21 protein-coding genes are annotated in these 23,538 nt (G+C 69.7%); 10 read left to right on the forward strand and 11 right to left on the reverse strand.

The features are described from left to right. Nucleotides 1-499: 499 nt before the first annotated feature. On the reverse strand, nucleotides 500-2,209 hold the full coding sequence (locus tag O7633_RS21290) for an IS1634 family transposase (protein ID WP_282323649.1): 1,710 nt from the start codon (nucleotides 2,207-2,209) through the stop codon (nucleotides 500-502). Between the two features lie 1,127 nt (nucleotides 2,210-3,336). Between O7633_RS21290 and O7633_RS21295 the strand changes: the two genes are divergently transcribed. Further along, complete coding sequence (locus tag O7633_RS21295) at nucleotides 3,337-3,540, forward strand: hypothetical protein (protein ID WP_282323652.1); 204 nt, start codon at nucleotides 3,337-3,339, stop codon at nucleotides 3,538-3,540. 178 nt (nucleotides 3,541-3,718) lie between these two features. Here the strand turns inward: O7633_RS21295 and O7633_RS21300 are convergent, their stop codons facing one another. From O7633_RS21300 to O7633_RS21325, 6 genes are read right to left on the reverse strand one after another with little or no spacing between them, the layout of a single operon-like run. Beyond that, nucleotides 3,719-5,443 (reverse strand): DUF4407 domain-containing protein, encoded by a 1,725-nt coding sequence (locus O7633_RS21300; protein ID WP_282323653.1) that lies wholly within the window; start codon nucleotides 5,441-5,443, stop codon nucleotides 3,719-3,721. Then, on the reverse strand, nucleotides 5,440-9,930 hold the full coding sequence (locus O7633_RS21305; RefSeq protein WP_282323654.1) for an FtsK/SpoIIIE domain-containing protein: 4,491 nt from the start codon (nucleotides 9,928-9,930) through the stop codon (nucleotides 5,440-5,442). Before O7633_RS21305 ends, O7633_RS21300 begins: the two co-directional genes overlap by 4 nt. 27 nt (nucleotides 9,931-9,957) lie before the next feature. Next, entirely contained in the window at nucleotides 9,958-10,305 is a 348-nt protein-coding gene (locus tag O7633_RS21310) for a contact-dependent growth inhibition system immunity protein (protein ID WP_282323655.1), read from the reverse strand. Nucleotides 10,306-10,317: 12 nt separating this feature from the next. Continuing rightward, nucleotides 10,318-11,727 (reverse strand): RNase A-like domain-containing protein, encoded by a 1,410-nt coding sequence (locus O7633_RS21315; protein WP_282323656.1) that lies wholly within the window; start codon nucleotides 11,725-11,727, stop codon nucleotides 10,318-10,320. Between the two features lie 17 nt (nucleotides 11,728-11,744). After that, nucleotides 11,745-12,041, reverse strand: coding sequence for a hypothetical protein (locus tag O7633_RS21320; RefSeq protein WP_282323657.1), 297 nt, complete (start codon nucleotides 12,039-12,041; stop codon nucleotides 11,745-11,747). Nucleotides 12,042-12,053: 12 nt separating this feature from the next. After that, on the reverse strand, nucleotides 12,054-12,338 hold the full coding sequence (locus tag O7633_RS21325) for a WXG100 family type VII secretion target (RefSeq protein WP_282323658.1): 285 nt from the start codon (nucleotides 12,336-12,338) through the stop codon (nucleotides 12,054-12,056). Between the two features lie 44 nt (nucleotides 12,339-12,382). Between O7633_RS21325 and O7633_RS21330 the strand changes: the two genes are divergently transcribed. Both O7633_RS21330 and O7633_RS21335 read left to right on the forward strand, forming a co-directional pair. After that, nucleotides 12,383-12,727 (forward strand): SseB family protein, encoded by a 345-nt coding sequence (locus tag O7633_RS21330; protein WP_282323659.1) that lies wholly within the window; start codon nucleotides 12,383-12,385, stop codon nucleotides 12,725-12,727. A gap of 163 nt (nucleotides 12,728-12,890) precedes the next feature. Next, on the forward strand, nucleotides 12,891-13,811 hold the full coding sequence (locus O7633_RS21335) for a hypothetical protein (RefSeq protein ID WP_282323660.1): 921 nt from the start codon (nucleotides 12,891-12,893) through the stop codon (nucleotides 13,809-13,811). Nucleotides 13,812-14,446: 635 nt separating this feature from the next. On the opposite strand, the gene O7633_RS21340 is transcribed toward O7633_RS21335, so the two are convergent. Next, a complete protein-coding gene (locus O7633_RS21340) occupies nucleotides 14,447-15,223 on the reverse strand; it encodes an SDR family NAD(P)-dependent oxidoreductase (RefSeq protein ID WP_282323661.1) in 777 nt (258 codons plus the stop codon). 72 nt (nucleotides 15,224-15,295) lie between these two features. Here O7633_RS21340 and O7633_RS21345 point away from each other — a divergent pair, with 72 nt between their 5' ends. The 7 genes from O7633_RS21345 to O7633_RS21375 all read left to right on the forward strand — a co-directional run bounded on the left by O7633_RS21345 (nucleotide 15,296) and on the right by O7633_RS21375 (nucleotide 19,088). After that, nucleotides 15,296-15,673 carry a MerR family transcriptional regulator gene (locus tag O7633_RS21345; protein WP_282323662.1) on the forward strand — a complete coding sequence of 126 codons (378 nt, stop codon included), beginning with the start codon at nucleotides 15,296-15,298 and terminating at the stop codon, nucleotides 15,671-15,673. Between the two features lie 26 nt (nucleotides 15,674-15,699). Next, a complete protein-coding gene (locus O7633_RS21350) occupies nucleotides 15,700-15,978 on the forward strand; it encodes a hypothetical protein (protein WP_282323663.1) in 279 nt (92 codons plus the stop codon). Nucleotides 15,979-16,278: 300 nt separating this feature from the next. Continuing rightward, a complete protein-coding gene (locus O7633_RS21355; RefSeq protein ID WP_282323664.1) occupies nucleotides 16,279-17,202 on the forward strand; it encodes a hypothetical protein in 924 nt (307 codons plus the stop codon). A 6-nt stretch (nucleotides 17,203-17,208) separates the two neighbouring features. Next, entirely contained in the window at nucleotides 17,209-17,523 is a 315-nt protein-coding gene (locus O7633_RS21360) for a hypothetical protein (protein WP_178063019.1), read from the forward strand. After that, on the forward strand, nucleotides 17,520-18,170 hold the full coding sequence (locus O7633_RS21365) for a hypothetical protein (RefSeq protein ID WP_282323665.1): 651 nt from the start codon (nucleotides 17,520-17,522) through the stop codon (nucleotides 18,168-18,170). The genes O7633_RS21360 and O7633_RS21365 overlap by 4 nt, the downstream gene beginning before the upstream one ends. A gap of 42 nt (nucleotides 18,171-18,212) precedes the next feature. Continuing rightward, a complete protein-coding gene (locus O7633_RS21370) occupies nucleotides 18,213-18,473 on the forward strand; it encodes a hypothetical protein (RefSeq protein ID WP_074475325.1) in 261 nt (86 codons plus the stop codon). Between the two features lie 75 nt (nucleotides 18,474-18,548). Further along, on the forward strand, nucleotides 18,549-19,088 hold the full coding sequence (locus O7633_RS21375) for a DUF4240 domain-containing protein (protein ID WP_282323666.1): 540 nt from the start codon (nucleotides 18,549-18,551) through the stop codon (nucleotides 19,086-19,088). Nucleotides 19,089-19,343: 255 nt separating this feature from the next. Here O7633_RS21375 and O7633_RS21380 read toward each other — a convergent pair whose 3' ends face one another. Genes O7633_RS21380 through O7633_RS21390 form a run of 3 tightly spaced genes read right to left on the reverse strand, consistent with a single transcriptional unit; the run spans nucleotide 19,344 to nucleotide 23,538 of the window. Beyond that, on the reverse strand, nucleotides 19,344-20,168 hold the full coding sequence (locus tag O7633_RS21380) for an alpha/beta fold hydrolase (RefSeq protein ID WP_282323667.1): 825 nt from the start codon (nucleotides 20,166-20,168) through the stop codon (nucleotides 19,344-19,346). Nucleotides 20,169-20,219: 51 nt separating this feature from the next. Then, a complete protein-coding gene (gene asnB / locus O7633_RS21385; protein ID WP_282323668.1) occupies nucleotides 20,220-22,058 on the reverse strand; it encodes an asparagine synthase (glutamine-hydrolyzing) in 1,839 nt (612 codons plus the stop codon). 7 nt (nucleotides 22,059-22,065) lie between these two features. Beyond that, nucleotides 22,066-23,538: a TfuA-like protein gene (locus O7633_RS21390; RefSeq protein ID WP_282323669.1), complete on the reverse strand. Its 1,473-nt coding sequence runs from the start codon at nucleotides 23,536-23,538 to the stop codon at nucleotides 22,066-22,068.

The following is a 23,538-nucleotide window of genomic DNA, read 5'->3' on the forward strand; positions in this document are numbered from 1 at the left end:
CGGGTAGCTCCGGCGCGTTGCCGCGCCGGAGCCCTCCCAGAGGGAAGTAGGCCGCCGGCGAGGTGCCCGTGGTGTGGGCCCTTTTCCGTCGACCCCTTCCCCAGGGCCGCAGTCATCACCCCTACCGACCTGTCAGCCCGCCCGGTGACCGAGGGTGAACAGACTGGGCTGCTGCAAGTCGGCCTGCTGATAGACAAACTCATCCGCCGCGGCGTCCACGCCTCCGTCCAAGCCCTGGAACGCGACATCCACGCATGGATCCAGACCTGGAACGATGCCACCTCGCCGAATCTGCCGCCGTCGCCGCCGACCGTGGCAGCTCACTCGCCTCCGCAGAGCGTCGTCGTCTCTGACCATCGCGGCCCGGTCAGGGCACGCCGGTCGTACCCGGGTTCCACAGATCAGGTGGTTGGCTAGTCCGCGAATCGTGGGTTGAGCTGGGGAAACGTGGGTTGGCCCGGTGGCGGGGCGTGTCACTAGGCCGGGGTGTTCGTGCTGGTCAGGAGGTTGCGGGGGTGGCCTCGAAGACACGGCGGGGCTCGGGCAGGCCGAGGGCGGTGAGGATCTTCTTCTGGCCGGTGGTGAGTTCGGTTCGCTGGCGGAAGGAGCCGGCGGGGCCGGTGAAGGTGCCCAGGTGAAGGCGTTGGAGTTCGTCACGGACGGCGGGCCAGGTCTGTCCGGTGCGGGTCTCGGTGATGCGGATGAGCAGCAGTGCGAGCCAGCAGAGCAGGACGTGGGCGCGGATGCGGTCCTCGGCGCGGTGGTAGACCGGCCGTAGGTCGATGATCGATTTCATGTCCCGCCAGCCGCGTTCGACCTCGAGGAGTTGCTTGTAGCCCAGGGCGATGTCCTCGGCCGACAGCTTTGGGTCGGAGCAGCGCAGTAGGAACTTGCCGTCCAGGTTGGCCTCGGCTTCGACGGCCTTGCGGTCGATGCGCAGCAGCCCGCCGGGGGTGGTGCGCAGGTAGCGTTTCAGGCCGGGCTTGGTGGAGATGACGCCGCGTAGCTCGGCGCGCTTGTCCCGGCCGAGCTTGTCGGAGCCGTTGATCATCTCGTCCAGGATCGTGACCATGCGGGCCCTGATCGCGGCGTCGCGGACGGCGGCCTCGGGGTTGAAGCAGATCACGAACCGGTCGTCGGCCAGGTCGCCGGACAGTCGCACTTCCTTGACCTGCAGGTTGTCCGCGACGTGTCGGTAGCGGCCCTGCCGCGACAGCGCGGCGTCGGCCTCGGGCGTGCCGCCGCGCAGCTTCTCACCGAGGATGTAGTGCCCGCCGGCCTTCTGCAGGTAGCGCCGGTTCTGCTCGGAGGTGAAACCACGGTCGGCGACCCACACGATCCGCGACAGCGACCAGTCCCGCATGTCGTCCTTGACTTGTCGTATCAGGGCGCTGTCTGACGTGTTCCCAGGCCAGGCCCAACATCTGACCGGAACGCCGGTGCGGGTGACGGCCATCCCGACCACGATCTGCGGCAGGTCGCCCCGGGAGTCCTTCGACTTGCCCCAGGTCCGGAACCCGGTCTCCTTCACCGCCGGGTCGCCGTCGCCGACCCGCATGCCCCGCTCGTCGCGGGCCACCGACTCGTCGGCGTCGGCGGTCTCGAAGTAGGTGGAGGTGGTGTCGAAGAACAGCAGGTCCACCTCCAGGTTCAGCAGGTCGGCGGTGTTGTCGAACACGATCCGCCCCAGCTCCGGTTCGGCGTTGATCAGCCAGTCCATCGCCCGGTAGCAGGACTCGTCGACCACGGGCAGGTCCAGACCGTCGATCACGACGTCGTGGGCGATCCAGCGGGTCGCGGCCAGCTTGGACGACGGAGCCAGCGCGCGGTTGGCCACCAGCGCGAACAGAATCCGCTCAACCCGCGGCTCCATCCGCGTGTCGGCCAGCAGCCGCCGCATCGCCGCGTCGATCCCCAGAGTGCGCCACAGTCCGCCCAGCGCGTACGCCCCGCCCAACATCCGGGAGTCGGTGAACCGCAGATCCGCCGAAGTGGTCGACGCCAGCGCCTCGCCCGGCCCCAACAGCCGGCACAGCGCCGCGACCAGCCGCCGGATCCCCGCGACGTCGAGCTGGTCCTCCCGGCCGAAGGAGTACAGCACCTTCGTCCGCGACACCTTCGCCACCGGATCCCACTCGTTGTGGGCCAACTGCAGATAGCCCACCGTCTGACCGTCCGCCACCCGCCGGGTCGAACGCTTCACATACACGACCAGTGACCCTAGCGATCAAGCCACTAGGACATCAAGACGAAACCCCACCTCACTAACGGTGATCACACGATCCGTGTCACTAGGGGATTTCAGCGCTTCCGCTAGACCGCAGCACCCTGACCAGCGACAGGACCGGCAGACGTGCCACAGGACCCCGATCATCTATGGAACCCCGGCAACACCTACGCCGCGTGGTGCGGCCCCGCCAGCCGATGCGCAACACAACGAGCGGCGGCGCCAGGCGAGACAACGTCGTACCATCGTGAATGGAATGGCCGTTTCCGGAGCGTCTCGCATTTGGTGTGTGGAGGCGTGTCTTTGTATCTGTGGATGAGGTGCTCTTGTGGACGGGACGGAGACGTAGCGCAGCCCGCTGCTGGCCGCCCGTACTGACGGAAGCATGGGTTGAACCGGTTCGACCCATGGCGTCCGGCCGGAACTTGAGCTGCAGTGGTCGGCGCCTTCCGGCTGCCTGCGTAACCTCGGGGCCGGGTGACGCCGACGCTGACTTGGGCGGCTAGTGACTCCATGGCCAACCGCCGCGCTGGCCGGCTGGGGATGTGCGGCAGCGCGATCCCGCTCCTGAGTAAGATCATCGGCGAAGCGGCGGGCGGCGTTCGGCGGTGCGGCCGTCGGCACCGAGGAACGCGGTGGGGCTGGTGCCCCCTCGCTGCGGCGCCGCTGATCTTCTTGAACCCGGACAGCGAAGCGAGCCCGGACGGGGCGCTTGGTGGGGTCGCGGACGTGTCAGCGACGCCCAACGGTGCCCCCGTTTACCCCTCGAAAATCCCTGCTGACGGTTGACTGCCAGTGATAGTCCTTGACAAGTCGACGCTTGCGTCTGTGCAGGTCAGCGACTGGTTTTGACGATCAATGGGAGACCCTGAACCGTAACTTTCGGTAAGCGTAGGTTGTCGACTCTTGTCAACGCTGTGCAAGCTTTGTAGATCGTGCGAAGGTGTCGCTGGACCGGCAGCCGACCGCGTACTTCGCAAGGCCGGCTACGGCTCAAGCGGATTCCGTCGTCGACACTCCCGGAGCTGCCGCAAGAGGAGACCGCCGGCCCGTTTGACCCGTATGCCCGAGCCGGGCACACGCCCACCAGTTGGCGCACAAGGCCGCTGATGGTCGCCGCCACGATTGCCTCCCGCTCCGCGACGAACTGCTCGAGCAGCGGTGACTGGGTCGCTGCGTGCCGTCCTGCCCTCCATGAATTGGATCGTTATCCGGCCGCGTACGCGGTGGAGCCGCAGGCGCAGGAGTTGTTACCTGTCGGCATCCTTGGCAGCATCGCGCTGGGCCCGGCCGAATCCAGGTCGGTCCGCTGATCCCCTGTCGGGTAGGACGGGTGACCGCCCGGGCTACGGGAACGGGATGGGCGCCACCCGCGACCTGAACCGCCGCCTCGTCATCTTGGTCAACACGCTGCAGACGGGAGGCGCACAGCCGTTTCGTGCGCAGCGCATCATCGGCGCCGCCCCTCAGCTCAGGTGAGATCAGCGGGCCCTAAAGGTCGTCCTCCGAGTTGACGACACGCTGTGTGCGCTGCTCGGGAATGACTGGCTTGGCGGTCAGCTCCATGCGGACCGTGTCCACGTCGTCGAACACCGAGAACTGTTGCGGCATGGTTAGGACGGCGACCGGCTCCGGTGGGGACTTCCGCCGGCGGAAGCGTGCGCGGACATACGTGCCGACGTTACGGAAGCGGCTGCCCAGGCCGCGCCGGGCATGTCGCGCTGGCGCCGAATCGGGGCTGTCCTCCGAGCGATAGTGGCCGGGCAGGCCGGGGATTGCGTGCATTCGTTGCCGGATTATCCGCTTCCCGGCCTGCTGCCGCTGTCGTTCCATCTCGCGCATCTCGATCTCGGCGCCGGCCGTGGTCAGTTCCATTTGCGTACGCTCCTGGCGCGTGAACTCCTCGATCTTGACGCGCACCCGGGCCCTGGTGTGGCCGGACACGAGCCGAGCCTGCGCTTTGGCCTTCTCGTCCAGCGCGGCCATGAGCGACGCGTAGCCGCGGCGGGGGAGCAACGCGTTGACAAACTTGATCAGTACTGGAAGTAGTTCGAGCAGCAGGATCCAGATGCGTAGGTTGGTCTGCATGGTGTCCGCCCGGCCCGAGTAGCGCGAAATGCACGCCTCGGCGAAGCTGGCGTCTGCAGCGGCCGGATTGCAGGTGCCCGATGGCTTGCTGGTCAGCAGGTCGAGGGCGCGCATGCGGACCAGCAGCCCGTCGCGGTTCGTCGGCGCGGCGTCCGACCACTCCTCGCGAATCTCCTTCTCGGCTCCGGTCGTGATGTAGGCGCGCTTCGCCACCACGTCGTACCGCTTGTCGATCGCCGCCTGAGCCTTGGTGACACCCTGCTGCGTGCCCGGATATTTGTCCACCACGCTGTCGTACGCGTCGAGTACGTCCTTCACCTCGGTCGGGCACTCTTCCCGATGGCCGACCACGGTCCGGAACCGCTGGCCCCGGCTGTCGATCCGGGTGCCGAAAATCGCGATGCGCCGGCACCGCACGCCGTTTGCCTGGAGCTTGGCGATGGCCTTGTCTTTCGCGTCGCGTGCGGTCTTGATGGCTTTGACCCCGTTGTCGAAGGTCGTCTGCACCTGCTTCTTCTCGGTCGCGGCTGCGGTCAACTGCCGCTTGGGTTCGGCAACCCGGCGGGCTACCTCGGCGGCGACCTGCGCGTCGAACTGGTGCGTGGCCTGCACGCTCATCAGCTTCATCTGTTCCTTGATCTCGTCGTCGAATACGACCAGCAGGATGAAGTCGGCGAACAGCGCGGACGCGAAGAAGACCACGGCCAGCCGGGGCAGGAACTTGAACAGTTCGCTCAGGAAGTTGCCGGTCCACGACAGGCTGCCGCCCAGCCGGTCGCGTGTCTCCGAGGCGTACCCGGCCGTCTGGTCGGATACCAGCCAGCGGTCGATAGAGAAGATCAGGAAGAAGTACACCGCCCCGATCGCGACCATCGCCGCCGAGCCTGGCTTGACACCGAATCCCACCGAGGTGGCGATCAGGAGCGCCACCGTCGAGATCGCCGACGACAGCAGCAGCGACAGGCCCAGGCCCAGGTGGTAGTTGCGGTCCACCGGGAACTCGTGGAGCACCTTCGGCTCCGCGCCGGCCAGCCGGAGCACCAGATCGCCGAGCACGCGGACGAAGTAGACCGAGAAGGCGGCGAGGAGCCCGACGCCAGCGATGATCAGCAGGGTACGTTCGCTCATCCGGCGTTCCCGTCGCTCGAGCCGATCAGGTGCACGACGTGCTGGCCGAAATCGGTCTGCAGGATCGCGTCGTGCCGTGAGTAGAGCGCGCCGGGGCGATGCTGGAAGGACACGCTGCGCACCCGCCAGCCGTCGTCAACGTCCGAGGTGAGCGCGCCGGGCCGAAGATAGACAGTGAAGCCGCTGGTGCGCATCCCACCGGTGAGCGGGCTGCGCGCGGCCGCCTGCGCCGAGGTCACCGCGACGACCTGAGCGGCGGAGCGCGCCTGCAGATCGGTCAGCGCCGTTTCCAGCGAGCTGCCGTTGTCCAGTTTCTCGATCAGCGGCGCGTCGTCGATCAGGAGGATCAGCCGCCCGTCCGGCAGGCAGGCCAGCCCCCGCTCGGCGACGAACTCGCGCCGCTCCGCTGCGGTCAGCAACCGCCCGAGCGCGAACACCTCTTCGGCTCCGAACAGCACTATGTCGTCGCGCGGCGGCTCCTCCACCGGCTTGCCCCGCACCAGCGCGACACGGTGACCGGTGGTGCCCGCGATCTGGTCGGCGATCCCGTGCAGCAGGGTGGATCGCCCGGACCGCGAGCCACCAACGATCAGCAGGTGCTCCTCGGCGAGCGGCACCGTCACCGGCAGCCGGCTGACCTCGTCGACGCCCAATACCACGGCGTCTGGGTCACCTCCACACGCTGCGGTGGTTCGCCAGGTGTCCGACCGCAGGAAGCTCGCCAAGTCCTGGTCGAGGTCGGGCCGGGGTCGCAGGGCGAAGTCCCGGGTGGGATGCAGGATCTGCACCAGGTTGCCGCTCTCGTTGGTGCCGAATCCGGGCAGCCGCTCCTCGGCGGGCGTGCCGGCCTCGTCGTAGTGCTCGTGCAGCGCGATTCGCGAGGCCAGCGCGCCGGTCGCGGTGGCGTCTAGATCGCGCGCGGAGCGGGAGCTCAGCGCGAAATAGATGCCGTGCCGGCGGCCGGCGGTGAGCAGGTCGGTGAGCCGCGCGTACCAGAAGGAAGTGGCCGGCGCGGCCAGCGCCCGCATCAGCACGTCGAAGCCGTCGATCAGCACCAGGATCTCCGCCCGGCCGGTGTATCCGATCGGCACCGCCTGACCCGCGACCCGCGCCATCCGGGATCGCAGGACGAGCCACAGCTGGTCGATCAGCGTGGTGGTCAGATCGACGCGCGCGATGGAGCAGCAGACGACGTCGCCGATCGTTTCGGTGAGGCGATCGCCGCCGTCCAGGCACACCACCGTGAACGGCCGCGCCGGATCGGTCGTCCCGGCCATCGCCTCAGCTACCGTGCGGAGCGCCGTGGTCAGGCCCGAGCCGTTCGGCCCGGTGAAGAGCACCGCGCCGCGACGCAGATCGGCCTCGACCGTCAGCCGGGTCTGCTGGTGCGGCAGGTCGACCACGCCGATCGCCACCCTGGTGCGGCCGTCAGCCTCTGCGTCGCCGTCGGCATGCCGGGGCAGGGCGCGGAGACGAGGGCGTACGCGCACCGGCGCCGCCTCAAGCGGATCCGGCATCACGATCGACTGCTCGGGCGACGGCAGCCGCAGTGCGATCACCTCGCCGATGAGATGACGCAGGTGAGTCTCGGCCCCCGGCAATCCGGCGTCGTCGGGATCCGGGTCCGCCGGCGCGTCCGCGGTACTCGCGATGGTGAGCGGGGTCAGCCGTACCCGGCCGGTGTTCTGCGGCATGTAGCGGGCGCCCGCGTACGCGGTCTGAAACTCCACCAGGCTGCCGCCCTCCAAGGTGACCATGGCGCGGCCCGGCAGCGCGCGCGGGATCCGGGTGGCCTCCGGCCGGTCGATGATTGTCATCGAGTCGTCGGGGCTGAGAGTGCGCAGCGCGATCCGCGCGTTCACGTTGGCCCGCACCTTCGGCACCACCACGTCGCGGGTCGGCTGCTGGGTGGCCAGTACCAGGTGCACGCCCCACGACCGGCCGCGTTGTGCGATGTCGATGACGGCCGGCAGGGTGGTGCGCTCGAACTCCTGCACGATCGTCGCGAACTCGTCGAAGACCACGATCAGCCGCGGGATCGGGTGACCGCCGGTAGTCAGCGTCCGGCTCAGATACTCGTGGTACTCCTTGGCGTGACCGGCCGCCTCGAACGCCCGCTCGCGCCGCCGTAGCTCCGCCCGCAGGAACGCGAGCGACCGGTTGACGTTGCGCTGGTCGAGGTCGCTGACGTAGCCGACGACGTGCGGCACGGCGCGGAACGGCGCGAAGGTGGCGCCGCCCTTGAAGTCGACCAGGAAGAGGTTGACCTCGTTCGGCCCGTAACGGCCGATCAGGCCGCTGAGCAAGGTCTGCAGCAGCTCGCTCTTTCCGGCGCCGGTGGTGCCGCCGATCAGGGCGTGCGGGCCGTCGGCGACCAGGTCGAGCTCGAAGACGCCGTCCTGCGCTACCCCGATCGGCGCCGACAGCGACTTGCCGAGCGAGGGGCGCGGCTGATCGGGGTAGCCGAATCCGGAGAGCGGGCTGATCAGGCCCAGCGGGACTGAGCGGGGGATGCCGGCATTGGCGCCGGAGGCCTGCGGGTCGTAGAGCGGCGCGAGCGCGCGGGCGGTCCGGTCCGGCGCGGGTACGAAGAGGCTGGGCGCGAACTCGATCTCGGCCAGCGCGGGGTCGCCAGAGAGCACCACGCCGGTCGACTCCTCGATGTCCTCCTTGTTCTGGTGCAGCTCGACCAGGCTGGTGACCAGCACCGGAGCGGTGTCCGTCGAACTGCCCACCCAGAGCACCCGGACCAGGCCGTCGGACAGCGCGATCACCTCGCCGAGTAGGGCGGTGTCCACCTCGGACGCCTCGTGCACGAGCAGCACGGCGTAGCTCTCCCGCGTCTCGTTGAGCCGGTATTTCTGCCGCTCGACTAGCACGTCGCGCATGCCGGCCAGCAGCGAGTTCGACCGGGCCCGGCCGGTCATCAGCCGGGTGGCGGGCAGCAGCGTGGAACCGGCTGCGGTGTGCGGCAGCCATTTCAGCCAGTCGAAGTTCTCCACCACCTCCGGCGAGCCGGGCAGCAGCGCGGCCAGGCCGACCGCGCCCGGTGGCTGGCCGCAGACGATCTGCAGCAGCACCGCACGGACATGCCGCAGCACCAGCTCGTCGGGCCCGACCAGGCCGACGTGATGGTCGCGCAGGCTAGTGGTGATCGGCACGTCGAAGAGCTGCGGACGGATCGCGTCAGGTGAGATCTTCCGCCCCTGCACCTCCATCGTCTTGCGGAAATCCTCATCGTCCAGGTCGACACCGTCGGCGAGCTTCACCTCGTAGCGGCTCGGCGTCTGCCCATAACCTAGGGCGATGGCCAGGAAGTCGTCCCGGTTCGGGCCGCGACCCCAAAGACCGGCTTGCCTTCGGTACGCGCGGCGCGCCCACTCGGCGGGCGCCGGGTTCTCCTGCTTCCGGTTGCCCTCCTCGAGACCGGCCATCTCGGTCAGTTCGCGGGTGACCCGCTGCAGCCGCTCCACCCAGCGGGTGCGTGCCTTCTCGTAACGCCGCTGCGCCATGCGCTTCTGCCGCAGCCAGATGACCACTGGGATGACTGCGGCGATCGGGGTGATCAGCAGCGACAGGAGGCTCTGCGTGACGAAGTAGATGACGCCGACGATGGTCAGCGGCACCACGATCTGCTCGGCCGGGAAGGGCTGGTCCTCGGGCGGTTCCGGCTGGGCGTCGATCCGGCGTACGTGCTCGGACAGCTCCCGGTATTGCGGGTCGCCGAGCCGCGCGGCCGGGTCGAAACGTACCTTGCCGATCGGTGACCGGTGCAGCAGCCCTTCCGCCGTGGTGATGATGAAGCTGACCGCGTCCGTGTTGTCCCGGCGGAAGGAAATGGTGCCGCCCGGCTGCGCCTCCCACTTGTCACCCGGTCGGACCGGGTTGCCCGAGATGTGCACGCCGGTGCCGCGCAGCACCGTGCAGGAGACCGTCGCCCCGTTGTAGTTCTTGACGATGACAGCGTCGGCCTCGACCCCATCATCGTCGACGATCAGGTGCGGGACCGAGCTGGGACGCGAACCGAGCATCACCTCGACGCCGCGCGGCAGCCGAGTCACCCGGCCCCGGTGCGTGCCACGCTCATCTACGATGAACAGATCCTCGGGATCACGCATCGTGTCCAGCGGCAGATCGGGCAGCCCGTTGCGCTGACGCAGGGTGAGCGTCACGCCGTCGAAGAGACCACACTCCGCGATGGCGTGCCCGGCCGGCAGGAAACCGACCGCGTGGGGGTCGCTGCGATCCGCCGAACTGACCATCCGCCGGGTGAGGCCTAGGCCAGGGATGCCGCCGAGCTTGAAGTGCCCAGCCACGGCCTCGGTTAGGTCACCCACGGTGGCGTCCGGCGACAGCTCGACCAGCAGATCCCTGGGCAGGTCCTTCGGGCCGGCGACATAGACGCCGCCGGCCTGCTGCCGCACCGGCTCCACCTCGACGGTGATCGCCAGCTTCAGCAGCTGCGCGGACTGCTCCCCCTGACTCACGGAGACTCCACTCGATCGAAGAGGCAATCAGGCCGACTCGGCAGCTCGGCGCATCAGGTGGGCTCGGATGCGCCGCAGCAACTCGCGGGCGGTTGCTCCGACGTCACCCGGACCTCCATCCGCATCCCATTCGACTTCGATGCGGTCAGCGATCTGATCGTCAGTCAGCGGACCGGCGATAAGGTCGTCCAACTCGTCGAGGAGGCGGCGTCCGTCCGGATCGGGTCCCGCCTGACCGAGCAGGTAGGCGTCCACGGCTTCTTCGACGTCGAGCTGGTCGTCCAATGAGTCAGCCATGAAGTACATGAAAAAGAATCGTTGGGCCGGCAGCATCTCGGCACTCGAACGGTAACTTGGGTAAGAAGGTTCACTCATCGCCTTAAGCCTCTACTGATTCTGCCTGAACTTGGGGAACGCCGTCTCGACGATAAAACCTTCCGGGACCTCCGTCGACTTCTGATAGACGATCTTCATATAGCTCGTTACCTGAACAACGCCGTTTTTCCTCGCCAAGCCAACTTCACCGTCTACCTTGACAATGTCGACAAGCGTCGGTTCATTCGAGCGCATCCACTCCTTAAGCGCCAGCAGGTTGCCGCGAATATGGCCCTCAATGAGTTCATTGGCTCGAGCCTCGGAGGCAAAGACCCCTTCGAGATTCCGCGTCTTGGTGGCGAGGAAATCTTCATTCGACAGGGTCGTGGTGTTCACATGCTTCTTGATGATGTGGCCCGTCTTCGTCGCATCCAAGGCGATCGACTTATGTTCCCATCGTCGAATATCGATGCCACTGTCGAGGCGCTCCTCGATGCTCATCGTGACCTTACTGCGCGCCAATGCGCCGTCGAAGGCGATGGCCGCTCCGTCGATTTTCGACGCCGCCTTGACCGCCGTACCGCCCTTCACGGCGGCACTGCCGCCCGCAGTGGCCAAGGTGAGCGCGATGTCCGGCACCCGGCTCCCGGCCCAGTGCGCCGGGTCGGTTTTGAGATCCTCCCAGTCGATGATCGCCTTGCCGACCTCGCGGGTCACTCCGGCCGGGTCGGCCGCGAACGCCTCGCCGAAACGCGTCGCGCCGTCCACGAAGCCCTGGACGTCTTTCAGCGCCGCGCCGGGGTTGAAGAACGGCGACACGGGGCTCATCCGCTGGCTGAACATGCCCAGCCCGTACGCCAGCTCGCCGATCTCCCAGACGCCGTCCCACACTCCACGGGCGAACGACCCGACGATTCTGCCGCCGTCCACCACGCGGTCGCCGACCCACGACGCCCCGGAGCCGAGGGCGTGCAGGAACGCATCCAAGCCGCTGCGGGACTGCTGCCGGTGCCGGGCGGCGCGGGCCGCGCTCTGCTCGATGACCGTCCTGGCTTGCGTCATCACTATCGTCACGTCACGCTCGATGGACCGGCGCTCCTGGGTCAGCCGCAGTATCTCGGCCGCGCGCTGCGGGTCGGAGGTGAGATCGAGCGGGGAGCGTTGCAGGCGCAGCAGGCGCTCCTCGACCTCCTGGTGCCGGCGCCGATGCGTGCCCACCCGGCGGGCCGCCAGGCTGAGCGCGTCGCCGGCGCCGCGCAGCGCGTGGGCGCCGGTTGACAGCTCCTCCGCGATGCCCTCGAGCAGGTGGCGGGCGCGGGTGCTGGAGTTGTCAACCCATAGGCCGGGGCCGATCGCGCCAGCCAGCCGTCGCACATGTGCGGCACGGCCGGCGAGCGCGTCGGCGGCGTTGTGCAGACCGGAGGCGCCGGCTGCCAGTCGGCCCTCATCGGGCAGGCGGGTACCGCCGAACAGATCCACCACGACCGGCACCTCCCTCTTTACTCGAAAGCCTTGGCGCTGGCGGTGTCGGTGTCGCCGTAGAGCTTCGCCAGCTGCTTCATGACGTCCGCGACCGCGCCGACATCGCGGGCAATGCTTTCCAGGTCGGTGCCCCAGGCGTTGCGCAGCTTGCCCAGGGCGCCGGCCAGCCCGCCGTCCGCGCCGTGCCCGCAGCCGCCGGCCGCACCGCCAGCGCCGCTGTCCAGCTCGTGGCGGGCGTGGTCGATGCCGGAGCGCTGCGCGCGGAGCGTCTCGGCCTCGCGGCCGAGGCGCTCTGGGTCTACCTCGATCCGCATGTGCCTGGCTGCCTAGCTGAGCGCGCCGGCACCCTGCCGGTTGACCTCGTCGAAGTTAGTGATGATCTTGTCGACAACTACTCCGAGCTCGCGCAGCGCGTCGATGAGCCGCTGCTCGGCGGCCTTCCACTGGTCGTACTTGTCCTGGTACGCGCGAGACGCCTCACCCTCCCAGACGTTCGCCGGATTGACCTTGGAACCCAGGCTGGCCAGGTCGGAGACCCGAGCCTCGGCATTCTGCTTCAGGTCGGTCGCAATCTGCTTGGCCTGGGCGATGTCGACCTTGAGGTAACTCATTTTCGCGGCTTCCTCTCGTAACGATCGGTTGTTATGGTTCGGTCATGAGCAGCCCGAGCAACTCGTCTATTCATTCGGCATCGAATCTGACGGTGCGGCGGGTAGTGCTGCCCGTTCGAGGCGGCGAGACGACTGGCGATCGCACACGCATCCACGTCGCCTCGGTGATTCATGGGGGTTCGCGGATCGTGCCGGTCTTCTCCTCGGAGGAAAAATTCAATGCCTGGCCGTCCAACGGAGCCGCCGGATTGCTGCTGCACGTCGAACAATTGGTGAGCCTGCTTCGTCCCGACGACGAACTGGCACTGGATCCGGGCACGGCGGGCGCCGTTCGATGCCGCACCACGGAGTTGATTGCCTTGGTCGTGTGGCTGCATCGGGATGGATAGGGCCGATTGCACTCATCGCAATCCTCCTTCCGAATGACAACGAGCCATGGCCGCCTTTCTGAATTGATCAAGCAGTGACCGTCTGCTGTGTACAGGTGACTACAGGTCGCATCCGGACGACATCACCCTTACGTCCCCAGTACGTCCCCGGAAGGAGGGCCGAATGGACACCAACGGCCAGCGGCGACGGGCGGCCGCGACGGGCGAGCTGCTGCAACAGCTGCTGCGCAGCCAGCAGACCTATGTCCGGGCCTGGCGTGTGCACGGCGACCGCCAGCGTGGGGAGATCAACCAGCGGGCCGTCGCGAAGGTTCTCGCCCTCTACCTGTGGGACGAGGGCATCCGCCCGGACAGCGACCGCACGTTGCCGGTCAAGCTGAAAAACGTGGTCTACCGTGCCTTTTCCGGCGAACGGCTCACTGCGACCACTCTGGAGCACTTCATCGGTGCATTCGCGATGGCCGAGGAGGACCAGAAGGAGTTGTGGCAGACCTTCCTCGGCGCCGACGGGGTGGCGCAGACGGTGACTGCACCGCGCGGGATGGCCCGCCAGCAGTGGCACCGCACGATGGCCCTGTTCGAGCGCTACTACGTGGACGACCAACGCAACCTGTCATTACGGCGAACCGTGCAGTGCATCGAGGCCAGGGAGGACGGCGTAGACAGTTACCTGTTCAACCACGAACCGTCGGTGACCGAGATTAGCGTCACGCATGGCGGTCGGATCGGCCGTCACTACGAGTACGGCGGCGGCCTGATTTCGGACGACATCGTGCTCGATCAGACGCTACGCAAGGGCGACCGCGCGGCCCTGGAATACACGAGCCGGTACGAGCCCGGCAACGGCGTTACCGAGGTCCGCCGGCCGGCCCGTGGCCGTACATCGAACGTCACCGTCGCGGTGCACTTCACGCCGCAGGCGCGACCGGCACGCCTGTGGTTCTCAGTCTGGTCGGACCACATGCTGGGTGGCCCGGTGCAGGAGCGGATCGTGCCGCTCGAGCGTTCCGGGCAGGCCTGCATGTGCCTCCCCTACATCGAGCAGACCGTGATCGGTTTCCGATGGGAGTGGGCGGAGACATAGCCGGGACGCCACCCGGTCAGCGTGAAGGACATGATGAGCTTCCTGTCCGAGTGGGCCGATCTCGCCGACTACCTTTCCTGCCTCATGTCCATCGGCCGCGCCGTCTGCCTTGCGGGCCGCGCCCTCCGCAGGCGCTCGCGGCAGCGGCAGGGAAGCCGGGCGCCCGTCGACCTGAAGGCTGCCTCACACACGGGGACCCGTGGATGATCCTGGTCGATCGAGGCGCAGCTGAAGGAGTCCTCAGGAGTACCGGCTCAATCCGTTGCAGCTGCCCGGGCGTGGTGATAGGCCGCGTCTCGTGTTCCGGGTGAGGTTGGATGACGTGTCGGCGGTAAGCCGGTCATGGGCCGGTGCCGGACATGTTGCCCCCGTTTTACCCCCCGAAAACTCCTGCGGAATGTCGACCGTCAGTGACAACCTTTGACCAGTGGCTGACCTAGTTTGAGCAGTTCAGTGCCAACATCTGACCACTCATGACAAGCTTCGGCCCGTGACTTTCGGTAAGCGTAGGTCGACGGTTCGATTCCGTCAGGCGGCTCCAGGAGGCCCTGGCCAGCTCAACGCTGGTCAGGGCCTTGCTTGTCGGGCCTCCCGTGCGTGGGGGGCCCGGTCGGTGCGACGGCGACGAGGTGAGGTCAGCGGCCGCGCGCCATCATCCGCAGCGCGAGCATGGTCATGAATCGTGGCGGCACCATGCGGATCATGAACGCCGTCACCGTGTTGCGCCGCCCGTCGACCACGGCAGGTCCGGTTCCCTCCAGGGCGGCGAGCGCGGTGCGGGCGACCTGGGCCGGCTGGCGCTTCCCGCCGCCCGGCCGGGGGTTCATCGGTGTCCGGGTCGGCCCCGGGCTCACCGCCACCACCCGGACGCCGCTGGCCCTGGTCTCGGCCCACAGTGCCTGGGTGAACGAGAGGACGTAGGCCTTCGACGCCGCGTAGGCGGCCAGGACGGGTGCCGGCGTGTAGGCCCCGGTGCTGGCGACGTTGATGACCGAACCGTGCCCCCGCTGGACCATCCCGGTCACCACGAGCGTGGTCAACTCGGTCAGGGCTCCGACGTTGAGGTCCACCAGTCGACGCAGCGTGGCGGGGTCGCTGTCCGCCACCGTGGCCAGCGAACTCATGCCGGCGTTGTTGACCAGCAGCTCCACCTCGATGCCGGCCTCCTGCACGGTCCTCATGAGGCGGACGGGAGCGTCGTGTTCGTCGAGGGCGAGGGGGACGCTCAGCACGGCGACGCCGTGTCGCTCGCGCAGGCCGGCGGCGGTCTTCGCCAACCGCTCGGCGTCGCGGGCCACCAGCACCAGGTCTGCCCCGTGCCCGGCGAGCTGCTCCGCGATCGCCGCGCCGATGCCGCTCGATCCGCCGGTGATGAGGGCGGAGCGGCCCTTCATGTCGGATGTCGTGGTCATGCGGCTAACCTAGACGTTGACGTCAGCGTGAAGGTCAAGTCGACGTCGGCGGCCGGAGGGGGCGACGAACCGGTGCGTATCGGAGAGCTCAGCCACGCCACCGGGGCCAGCACCCGGGCCCTGCGCTACTACGAGGAGCAGGGGCTCATCCGCAGCGAGCGCCTCCCCAACGGATACCGCGACTACGGGCCCGAGGCGATCGAGAAGGTGGAGTTCATCCAGGACCTCCTCGCCGCGGGGCTCTCCTCGCAGATCCTGCGCGACATCATGCCCTGCGTCACCGCCGACGGCGGCCAGGTCGCCTGTGCCGACGTGCTGCTCCAGGCCCAGCGGGTCCGCGACGACCTGCTGGAACAGGAGCGACGCATTCGCGCCCGCCGGGAGACCCTGGAGCAGTACCTCGCCGGCCGGCGCAGCCCACGGGGCAACCACGGCCACCCCCGCCCGTGAGGGCCGGACTGTGGGAGTCTGGCGCGATGTCGCGTGCGCGCCTGGCCCTGTCGGTCGGGATTCTGCTGCTCCTCGCCGCCTGCCTGCTGCCGTGCCTGCCCCTGCTCCAGGTGGCCGGGATGTCGCTGCCCTACCAGGACCCGACGCCCGAGCTGCTGCGGCAGCACGCGGCGAACGTCGCGGCGGCCGAACGCCGGCTCGCCGTGTGCGTGGCCGTCGCGGGCGCTCTCGCCCTCCTGGGCCTGGTCGCCCTCGCCCTCGCTTACGCCTGGAGGCGGCGGCGTCCGCCGGCGACGTCGGCCTAGGGGCGGCGTCCCGGCCGCCGGGACGACGGCTCCGACGAGATCGTCTACGACAAGGTCTCCAAGCGGGTCCGGCTGATGCCGCCCTGTCGCCGACACGGGCGGTGACCGGGCGTCCGGGCGGTCGGCTTGGGTCGCACTATCCGAAGGTGGGGCGTTTGCCCTGGTGAAAGCGTGATGACCTAGTTACTCTTGGGTCAAATGCCCGCCGTTGTGCACCACTTGGTCGGGCTTGTGCCTAACGGAGGGTATCGCACTCGGTAGTCATCTGGCCCGGCTCCCCATCTCCCGAAGGGAGCGCCCATGACCCGGGCCCCGGCGAACCTGATGGCTGTCCGCAGCCTGCTCCTGGCCCACCTGGACCTCGACCCCACTACCTCACGCCCACAGGATCTGGAACCTGCCGAGGTCGGCATCGTGGGCGACGCCTCCCACCGGGGCGGCTACCACTGCGGCTCCGACCGCGTGGTGCCCGGTGACTATTCCGTGGTGGAGTCCACCCGGGACAGTTCGGGGCTGACCCTCGACGCGTCCGGTCTGGACGTCGGCGGCTTCAGCGTGAAGTCCGGCGGGAGCACCCACGACCTGCGTTCGTTCTCGGTCTGGTGCGTGCGGCAGTGCACCGCCGGCACGGCCGACACGCGGGACCTCAGAGAGATCATCTATTCCCCCGACGGCAAGACGGTCAAGCGGTGGGACCGGCTGGGCAAGCGCAGCACCGGGGACAGTTCCCACCTCTGGCACACCCACTTCAGCTTCTTCCGCGACTCGACCAAGGCGGGCCGGGACCAGACCCCGCTGTTCCGCCGCTACCTGACCGAAATCGGACTGATCACCCCACCTGCACCGGAGGACGACATGAGCGAGAAGGCCGAGAACGAGATCCACCAGGTCTACCTAGGCACGTTCTACGGCGGGAGCAGCATGGGCCGGGTCGTCGACCCCGACGGCGCCGGACCGGCGGCGGCCAGCAACAGCATCGTCGCCAAGCTCGACTACCTGATGGCCCGCCTCGACGGCGTCGTCGCCGGGGTCACCACCCTGCAGGGCAAGGACTGGACGGACGAGCCCGCCATCATCGCCGGGGTGCTCGCCGGCCTGTCCCCGCAGCGGCTCGGCGAGGCGCTGGCGACCGCCGGCCTCACCCCGGCGGCCATCGCGGCGGCGGTGCCGCAGGACATGGCCCGCAAGGTCGTCGACGAGTTGACCGCCCGGCTGTCGAGCTGACGTCGTGTGGACCTGGCGACTCTCGTCCCGCCCGGTGGTCTCGGCGCGGTCGGAGCCGGCGGGTTGCTCGTCATGGTCGTCCTGTACCTCCTCAACGCGAACCGGGCCGACCGCAGGGAGTACCAGGAGGCCATCGACCGGGCCGAGCGGCGCGCCGACGAGGCGGAGGTGCGCCGCTCGGCCGCCGAGGCCCGGCTCGACACCCTCCAGCAGGCCGTGGACGAGGCGCGGTCCGCCCGGCGGGCGGCCGAGGACCATGCCGACTCCCTGCTGCGGGAACTGACGAGACTGCGTCCGCACGAGCCAGGCGGTGATGCGTGACCGACGAGACCCTTCAGCTACGACTACGGATGAACCGCCTCGGCCGCCGCCGCGCGGTGGTCGCCGTGGCGGCCACCGCCCTCATCGCCGCCACGATCGGCTGGTGGGCGGCGTCGATGGGACGGCAGACCGTGCAGCAGCAGCACCGCGCGGCCACCGCCCTGTCCGGCGCCGAGCAACTGTGCCAGCAGGTCCGGCAGCTCGGCGGGACGTGCGTCGTCGACCCGGAGGACCTGAAGGGCGTACCCGGGGATCCCGGCCCGGCCGGTCCGCCGGGGCCACCGGGGGTCCCCGGCCTCGACGGCGCCGGCGGTCCCACCGGCCCGCCGGGGCCACGCGGTGACCAGGGCCCGCCGGGGCCGTCCGGCCCCGCCGGCCCGAGCGGCCCGGTCGGTCCGGCTGGTCCGGCTGGTCCGAGCGGCCCGGGTGGTCCGGGTGGTCCGGCCGGCCCACCGGGGGCGTCCGGCCCGGAGGGGCCCAGGGGCGAGGCGGGCCCGCCGGGGGAGCGGGGGCCGCAGGGCGAGGCCGGGCCGGTCGGCCCGAGCGGCCCGCCGGGGCCCTGGTGCCCCGAGGGTACGACGGTGCAGGTCGTCACAGTCGTCACCGCCGGAGGCGCGCAGCGCATCGTCGCCTGCGTGACCGAATGAACGATCGACACTGTCCGCGACGGAGCCCGCAGGAGGCCCGCCATGCCCGAGTCCGTTCCCGTCCCCGTTCCCGCGCACGCGTCGGCGGCCTCCGAGCCGCTGCTGACCGTCGGCGGGGTCACCGCCGCCGGTGCCGCCGTGCTCAGCCTGCTGGTCGCCTTCGGGCTGCCGGTGTCGGCCGACCAGCAGACCGCGCTGCTCGGCCTGGTCGCGGTGCTCGCCCCGCTGGTCGTGGCGGTGCTCGCCCGTGGCCGGGTGTACTCGCCGGCCACCGTGGCCGACCTGCTGGCCCGCCGCCGGTGACCGCTCCGCCGCCGGTGACCGCTCCGCCGCCGGTGGCCGGACAGGATGTCGGGGCCTACCGCTAGCCTGCGGCCCATGAGTGTTTCGGTGGACGGCGTCGCGAAGCTGCCAGGTGTCGAGGACGAGGCCCGGTTCTGGGCCATGGTGGAGGCCGCGTGGGAGCGGCTGGGCCCCGAGCCGGCGGCGCTGCGCCGGGCCCTGCGGGAGCGGGACCCGGCGGCCGACGACGTCGACCCGGACGCCCTCGACGAGTGGTTGAGCCCGTTCGTCGAACAGCTCTGTGCCCTCGCCACCGACCTGTCGAGCGAGGAGCTGACCGCCCTGGACCGGGTGGTCGAGCGGAAGCTCTACGACCTCGACCGCGCCGACATCCACGCCGTCACCGACGGCTCCGACGACGGCTTCCTCTACGCCCGGGGCCACATCGTCGCCCTCGGCCGCGAGTTCTACGAGGCGGTGCGGGCCAACCCCGCCCTGGCGGTCACCGACGCCGAGTGCGAGAGCCTCTGCTACCTCTTCGCGCACCTGCACGACAAGCGGTTCGGCGACTGGCCGCGCACCGGGTCGGGCATCTCCCGGGAGTCGTTCAACAACCCCGACGGCTGGCGGGAGTAGTCAGAACCCGCAGTACCTGACGTGCGGGCCGACCCGGCCCAGGGCCGGATGCGCGAACGCGCCGGGCACGGTGCGGGGCCACGGCGGCGACACCCTCGGCCACCCACAGCATCGCCGTGGCGGCCGCCGACGCACGGTGGTCAGCGTCGCCAACGCCGAGCCCGTTCCACGCCGAGCCCAACGCCGGCTGGGACCGCCACCACGCGGTGGTAACCAGCCACCACACGGCCGCCACCGACGCGTCCGCCTGCGCGATCATCGTCCGTCCGGCTCGGGGACGAACTGGTCGATGAAGCCGATCATGTCGCGGAAGACCTGCTCCCGGTTCGTCTCGTGGAACAGGTCGTGGTAGGCCCCGCGATATCGCCGCTGGTGCAGCTCCTCGCCGCCGATCAGCTCGATCCCCTGCCGGGTGTCGTCCAGGCGCACCAGAGCATCCTCGTCACCGTGCAACCACAGGGTCGGCAGCGGGCCGAGGGAACCGGCGTCGTTGGCCACCGTCAACGTTCGGGCGATGGCTTCGAGGGTCACCCGGCGGAAGGGGCCGTGCCAGACCAGCAGGTCGTCGTTGAAGTCCGCGCCCACCTGGCCGTCCCTGGACAGCATCGGCCCGATGTCGTGCACCTGTGTCGGGAACTCCTCGAACGAGAGCAGCATCGTCGCGGTCTGCCAGGTGCCGAGGACCGGTGCCACGAGCACGAGAGCCGTCGCGGCGTCCGGGTAACGCTGGGCGTACCGGGCGGCGACGAGGCCACCGACCGAGTGGCCGATGACGATCTGCGGCTTTCCGGGGTGGTCGGCGTGTGCCTGCTCGGCCACGGTGCGCACATCCGTGACGATGTCCTCAAGGTCCTTGACGTAGGCGCGTTCGCCGTCGGACAGCCCGAACCCCATGTGGTCGGGGCCGTACACGGCAGCGCCGTGCGCGACGAGCCGGCTGGCGACGTCGGCGTAACGGCCGGCGTGCTCCGGGTAGCCGTGCACCACGATGGCTACGTAACGGGGATCCTCGTGGTCCCAGGTCCGCACCGAGATCGTCGTCTGCGTGCCGTCGAACTTCCAGAACCGGGGCTGGGGCATGTCGTCCTCCTTCGGTCGGGTCTGCTGGCGGGGCGTCGCCTCCGGAAAGCCTCAGAGCAGCTCGACGCGGTATTCGCGCATCCAGTCGTTGATCCGCAACAGGGACTCGAAACCCAGCCGGAGGAACTGGAGCTGACTCGGCTCCGCCTGCTCGACCAGGGCATAGGCCGCGCGGGCGCTGGACTGTTCCATCAGGGGCCGGACCGGCGCGTTCGAATCCGCCATCAGGTCACCGAGCTTCTGCCGCATCGCCTGGTCGTACGCCGGATCCACGATGGCCGGATACGGGGTCTTCCGGCGGTCCAGCACGAAGCCCGGCACGGTTCCGGCCACCGCAGCGCGGAGCAGACTCTTCTCCCTCCCGTCGAAGGACTTCGTCGACCAGGGCACGTTGAACACGTACTCGACGAGCCGGTGGTCGCAGAACGGCACCCGGACCTCCAACCCGACGGCCATGCTCATCCGGTCCTTGCGTTCCAGCAGCATCGGCATGAACCGGGTGAGGAACAGGTGGGACACCCGGCGCATGCGCGCGTCGAGCTCGTTCTCCCCGTCGAGCGCCGGGACCTCGCGCACCGCCTCGGCGTACCGGTCGGCCCGGTAGTCGTCGAGTGCCAGCCGGCGGGGCAGGTCCGGGTCGAGGAACGACGGCCCGCTGACGTCGATGGGTGCGCTGTGGTGCATCCAGGGGAACGTGTCCGCAGTCGTGGCACCGTGGTCGTGGAACCACGGGTACCCGCCGAAGAGCTCGTCCGCGCCCTCGCCGGACAGGGCGACGGTCGAGTGCCGGCGCACCGTCCGGAACAGCAGGTAGAGCGAGGTGTCCATGTCGGCCAGCCCGAGCGGCAGGTCGCGGGCGCGGAGCACCGCGAGGCGCGCGGCCGGATCGGTCAGGTCGGCGGCATTGAGCGTGATGGTCTCGTGGGCGGTCCCGACGGTGGCGGCGAGCTTGGCGGCGAACGACGCGTCCTCGGCCGGGTCCTGGCCAGGGATGCCGGGGCGGGAGAAGCCGACGGCGAAGGACCGCAGCGGGCCCTCCCCCCGCTCGGCCAGCGCCTCCGCTGCGTACGCGGTGACGGTGCTGGAGTCGAGTCCGCCGGACAGCAGCGAGCAGAGCGGCACGTCGGCCACGGTCTGTCCCGCGACGGCCCGCCTCAGCAACCGCCGTACCGTCTCGACGGTCGTCGCCCGGTCGTCCTGGTGCGCCGTCGCGGGCAGGCGCCAGTAGGCCGTCTCCGACGTGCTCGTCCGGTCGAACCTCAGCACGTGACCGGGCAGGACCGACCGCATCCCCTCGAAGATCGCCTGGCCGGGCGTGTTCACCCAGGTCATGAGTTCCCGTAGCCCGGTGGTGCCGAGCTGGGCGCGGGCCTCGGGATGGGCGAGGATGGCCTTCGGTTCGGAGCCGAAGAGCACTCCCCGGGGCGTGGGGTAGTAGTAGAGCGGCTTGACCCCCAGCCGGTCCCGGACAAGAAGGAGCCGCTGGTCGCGGTTGTCCCAGACGGCGAACGCGAACATGCCGACCAGCCGTTCGGGCAGCCCCTCGCCCCACTCCAGGTAGCCCCGCAGGACGACCTCGGTGTCACTGCGGGTCCGGAAGCGGTGCCCGCGGGCCGCGAGCTCGTCACGTAGCTCCTGGAAGTTGTAGACCTCGCCGCTGTAGGTGATGACGGCCGTCGGGTCGCGGTCCGGGTCGTCGAGCATGGGCTGCGTGCCGTTCTCCAGGTCGATGACGGCGAGCCGCCGGTGCCCGAGCGCGGCGTGCGGGCCGATCCAGGTGCCCTCGGCGTCCGGCCCCCGGCAGGACATCGTGGCGGTCATCGACGCGATCGCGGCGCTCGCGGTGCGTAGGTCGCGCCCGAAGTCGATCCATCCGGTGATTCCACACATGGCGATCTCAACGTCCGTTCGTGGCGGGCCCGGGAAGGGCGTTCGTGGCAGGGGCGGGAACGGAGGGACCGGCCGGGTCTCCCGGCGTCCGGTGCCCGTCCGGCCAGCCCGGCACCGCGTTCAGCGTCTCCTCCGGCAGCTTGCCGGAGCGCGCCAGGAGCAGGAAGTACCGGCCGAGCTCGTGCAGCTGCGCCAGCCCGGTCAGCCCCCGGTCGCAGCAGGCGATCTCCAGGTCGGGGCAGCCCCAGCGGTCCCGGAAGAAGGTTTCGACCAGGTCATGACGGATGTGTTCGACCTGGAATCCGCTGTTGCGCCGCATGGCCGTCTCGTTGAGGGCACCTGCGGCGGCGGCGCAGGTCCGGGCCAGCCGCAGCAGGGCCGGCTGCGCCGCCAGCAGGGACGGGACGCGGTGCCCGGTGCGGACGCCGGGTTCGGTCCGGAAGGAACGCACCAGGGCCCGGACGGCGAGTTCCCGATCGGGGAGGCTGGCCTGTTCCTCCGCCGACAACCATTCGCGCATGCCGGTCGTCGGCCCGTCGTCGGAGCCCAACACCCTGCGGGCCCGGGCCGCCTCGAGTGCCCGCTCGACGAGCGTGGCCCCGGCGTCGCCGCTGCCCTCCGGAGCCCCGTCCCGGGCGATCGCGTCGAGCGTCGCCCGGCGGTGCAGCGAGGGATACGCCGGCAGGAAGAGCCGGAGGAACCCCAGCGCGTGGTAGTCGGTCACGACCCGGCCGCCGAGTTCGGTGCCCTCGTTCTCCCAGCGCCAGTCCGCGAGGTAGACCGTGTCGAGGGTGGCGTAGCGCGCGACGTCGACCGGCGCCGCGTCCACCGGGGTCCCGTCGTGTACCAGGTGCAGGGCCCGCACCGCATCGAGCCGCTTGACGTCCCGCTGGTCCGGGTGCGCGTCGAGCCACCCGCGCATCCGGCGGGCGGCAGCCGCCAGGCCGCCGTGCTCGGCCAGCCGCCAGAGGGCCGACCAGCTTCGGCGGGGGAACGGCAGGTCGCGGACCAGCGCCAGCAGGCCGTCGGCCTCGTCCTGGTCGAGTGCCTCGCCGATGGCCGACAGGAGGCCGTACCGGATCGAGACCAGGGCGTCGGAGAGCTGCGCGTGGCCGTCGTCGGTGTCGAGGTGGGCGACGGCGACCTCGTCGTCCGCGACGACCGTGCCGTCCGCGTACCACTGGAAGACCTGGCCGACGCCGACGACGCCATAGGGGTGCAGTTCGGCGGCGCGCAGCGCGCCCATGCTGCTGGCGCCGACGACCCGCACCCCCTCGCGGACCAGATGCAGGATCTCCTTGTGCCGGACGGCGGGCGCCTGGAAGAAGAGCCCGTCCAGGATCAGGACGGTGTCCGCCGGCCCGGGCCGGAGCCGCAGCAGGTCGCCGTGGCGCACCGGCGGGTGCGGCACCGCGTCGGGCACGATCCGGCGGATGTCGTCGGCGTCGATGGTGGGGCCGGCGAAGACATGGGTCGCCAT

Source organism: Micromonospora sp. WMMD712, from assembly GCF_029581295.1.
Taxonomy (GTDB): Bacteria; Actinomycetota; Actinomycetes; order Mycobacteriales; family Micromonosporaceae; genus Micromonospora; species Micromonospora carbonacea.

What these genes read in the sequence shown, in the direction of transcription:
- O7633_RS21295 (WP_282323652.1), top strand. Translation starts at nt 3,337, where the DNA reads ATGGTCGCCGCCACGATTGCCTCCCGCTCCGCGACGAACTGCTCGAGC.
- O7633_RS21300 (WP_282323653.1), bottom strand. Translation starts at nt 5,443, where the DNA reads ATGAGCGAACGTACCCTGCTGATCATCGCTGGCGTCGGGCTCCTCGCC.
- O7633_RS21310 (WP_282323655.1), bottom strand. Translation starts at nt 10,305, where the DNA reads ATGAGTGAACCTTCTTACCCAAGTTACCGTTCGAGTGCCGAGATGCTG.
- O7633_RS21320 (WP_282323657.1), bottom strand. Translation starts at nt 12,041, where the DNA reads ATGCGGATCGAGGTAGACCCAGAGCGCCTCGGCCGCGAGGCCGAGACG.
- O7633_RS21325 (WP_282323658.1), bottom strand. Translation starts at nt 12,338, where the DNA reads ATGAGTTACCTCAAGGTCGACATCGCCCAGGCCAAGCAGATTGCGACC.
- O7633_RS21330 (WP_282323659.1), top strand. Translation starts at nt 12,383, where the DNA reads ATGAGCAGCCCGAGCAACTCGTCTATTCATTCGGCATCGAATCTGACG.
- O7633_RS21335 (WP_282323660.1), top strand. Translation starts at nt 12,891, where the DNA reads ATGGACACCAACGGCCAGCGGCGACGGGCGGCCGCGACGGGCGAGCTG.
- O7633_RS21340 (WP_282323661.1), bottom strand. Translation starts at nt 15,223, where the DNA reads ATGACCACGACATCCGACATGAAGGGCCGCTCCGCCCTCATCACCGGC.
- O7633_RS21350 (WP_282323663.1), top strand. Translation starts at nt 15,700, where the DNA reads ATGTCGCGTGCGCGCCTGGCCCTGTCGGTCGGGATTCTGCTGCTCCTC.
- O7633_RS21355 (WP_282323664.1), top strand. Translation starts at nt 16,279, where the DNA reads ATGACCCGGGCCCCGGCGAACCTGATGGCTGTCCGCAGCCTGCTCCTG.
- O7633_RS21370 (WP_074475325.1), top strand. Translation starts at nt 18,213, where the DNA reads ATGCCCGAGTCCGTTCCCGTCCCCGTTCCCGCGCACGCGTCGGCGGCC.
- O7633_RS21375 (WP_282323666.1), top strand. Translation starts at nt 18,549, where the DNA reads ATGAGTGTTTCGGTGGACGGCGTCGCGAAGCTGCCAGGTGTCGAGGAC.
- O7633_RS21380 (WP_282323667.1), bottom strand. Translation starts at nt 20,168, where the DNA reads ATGCCCCAGCCCCGGTTCTGGAAGTTCGACGGCACGCAGACGACGATC.
- asnB (WP_282323668.1), bottom strand. Translation starts at nt 22,058, where the DNA reads ATGTGTGGAATCACCGGATGGATCGACTTCGGGCGCGACCTACGCACC.
- O7633_RS21390 (WP_282323669.1), bottom strand. Translation starts at nt 23,538, where the DNA reads ATGGCGACCCATGTCTTCGCCGGCCCCACCATCGACGCCGACGACATC.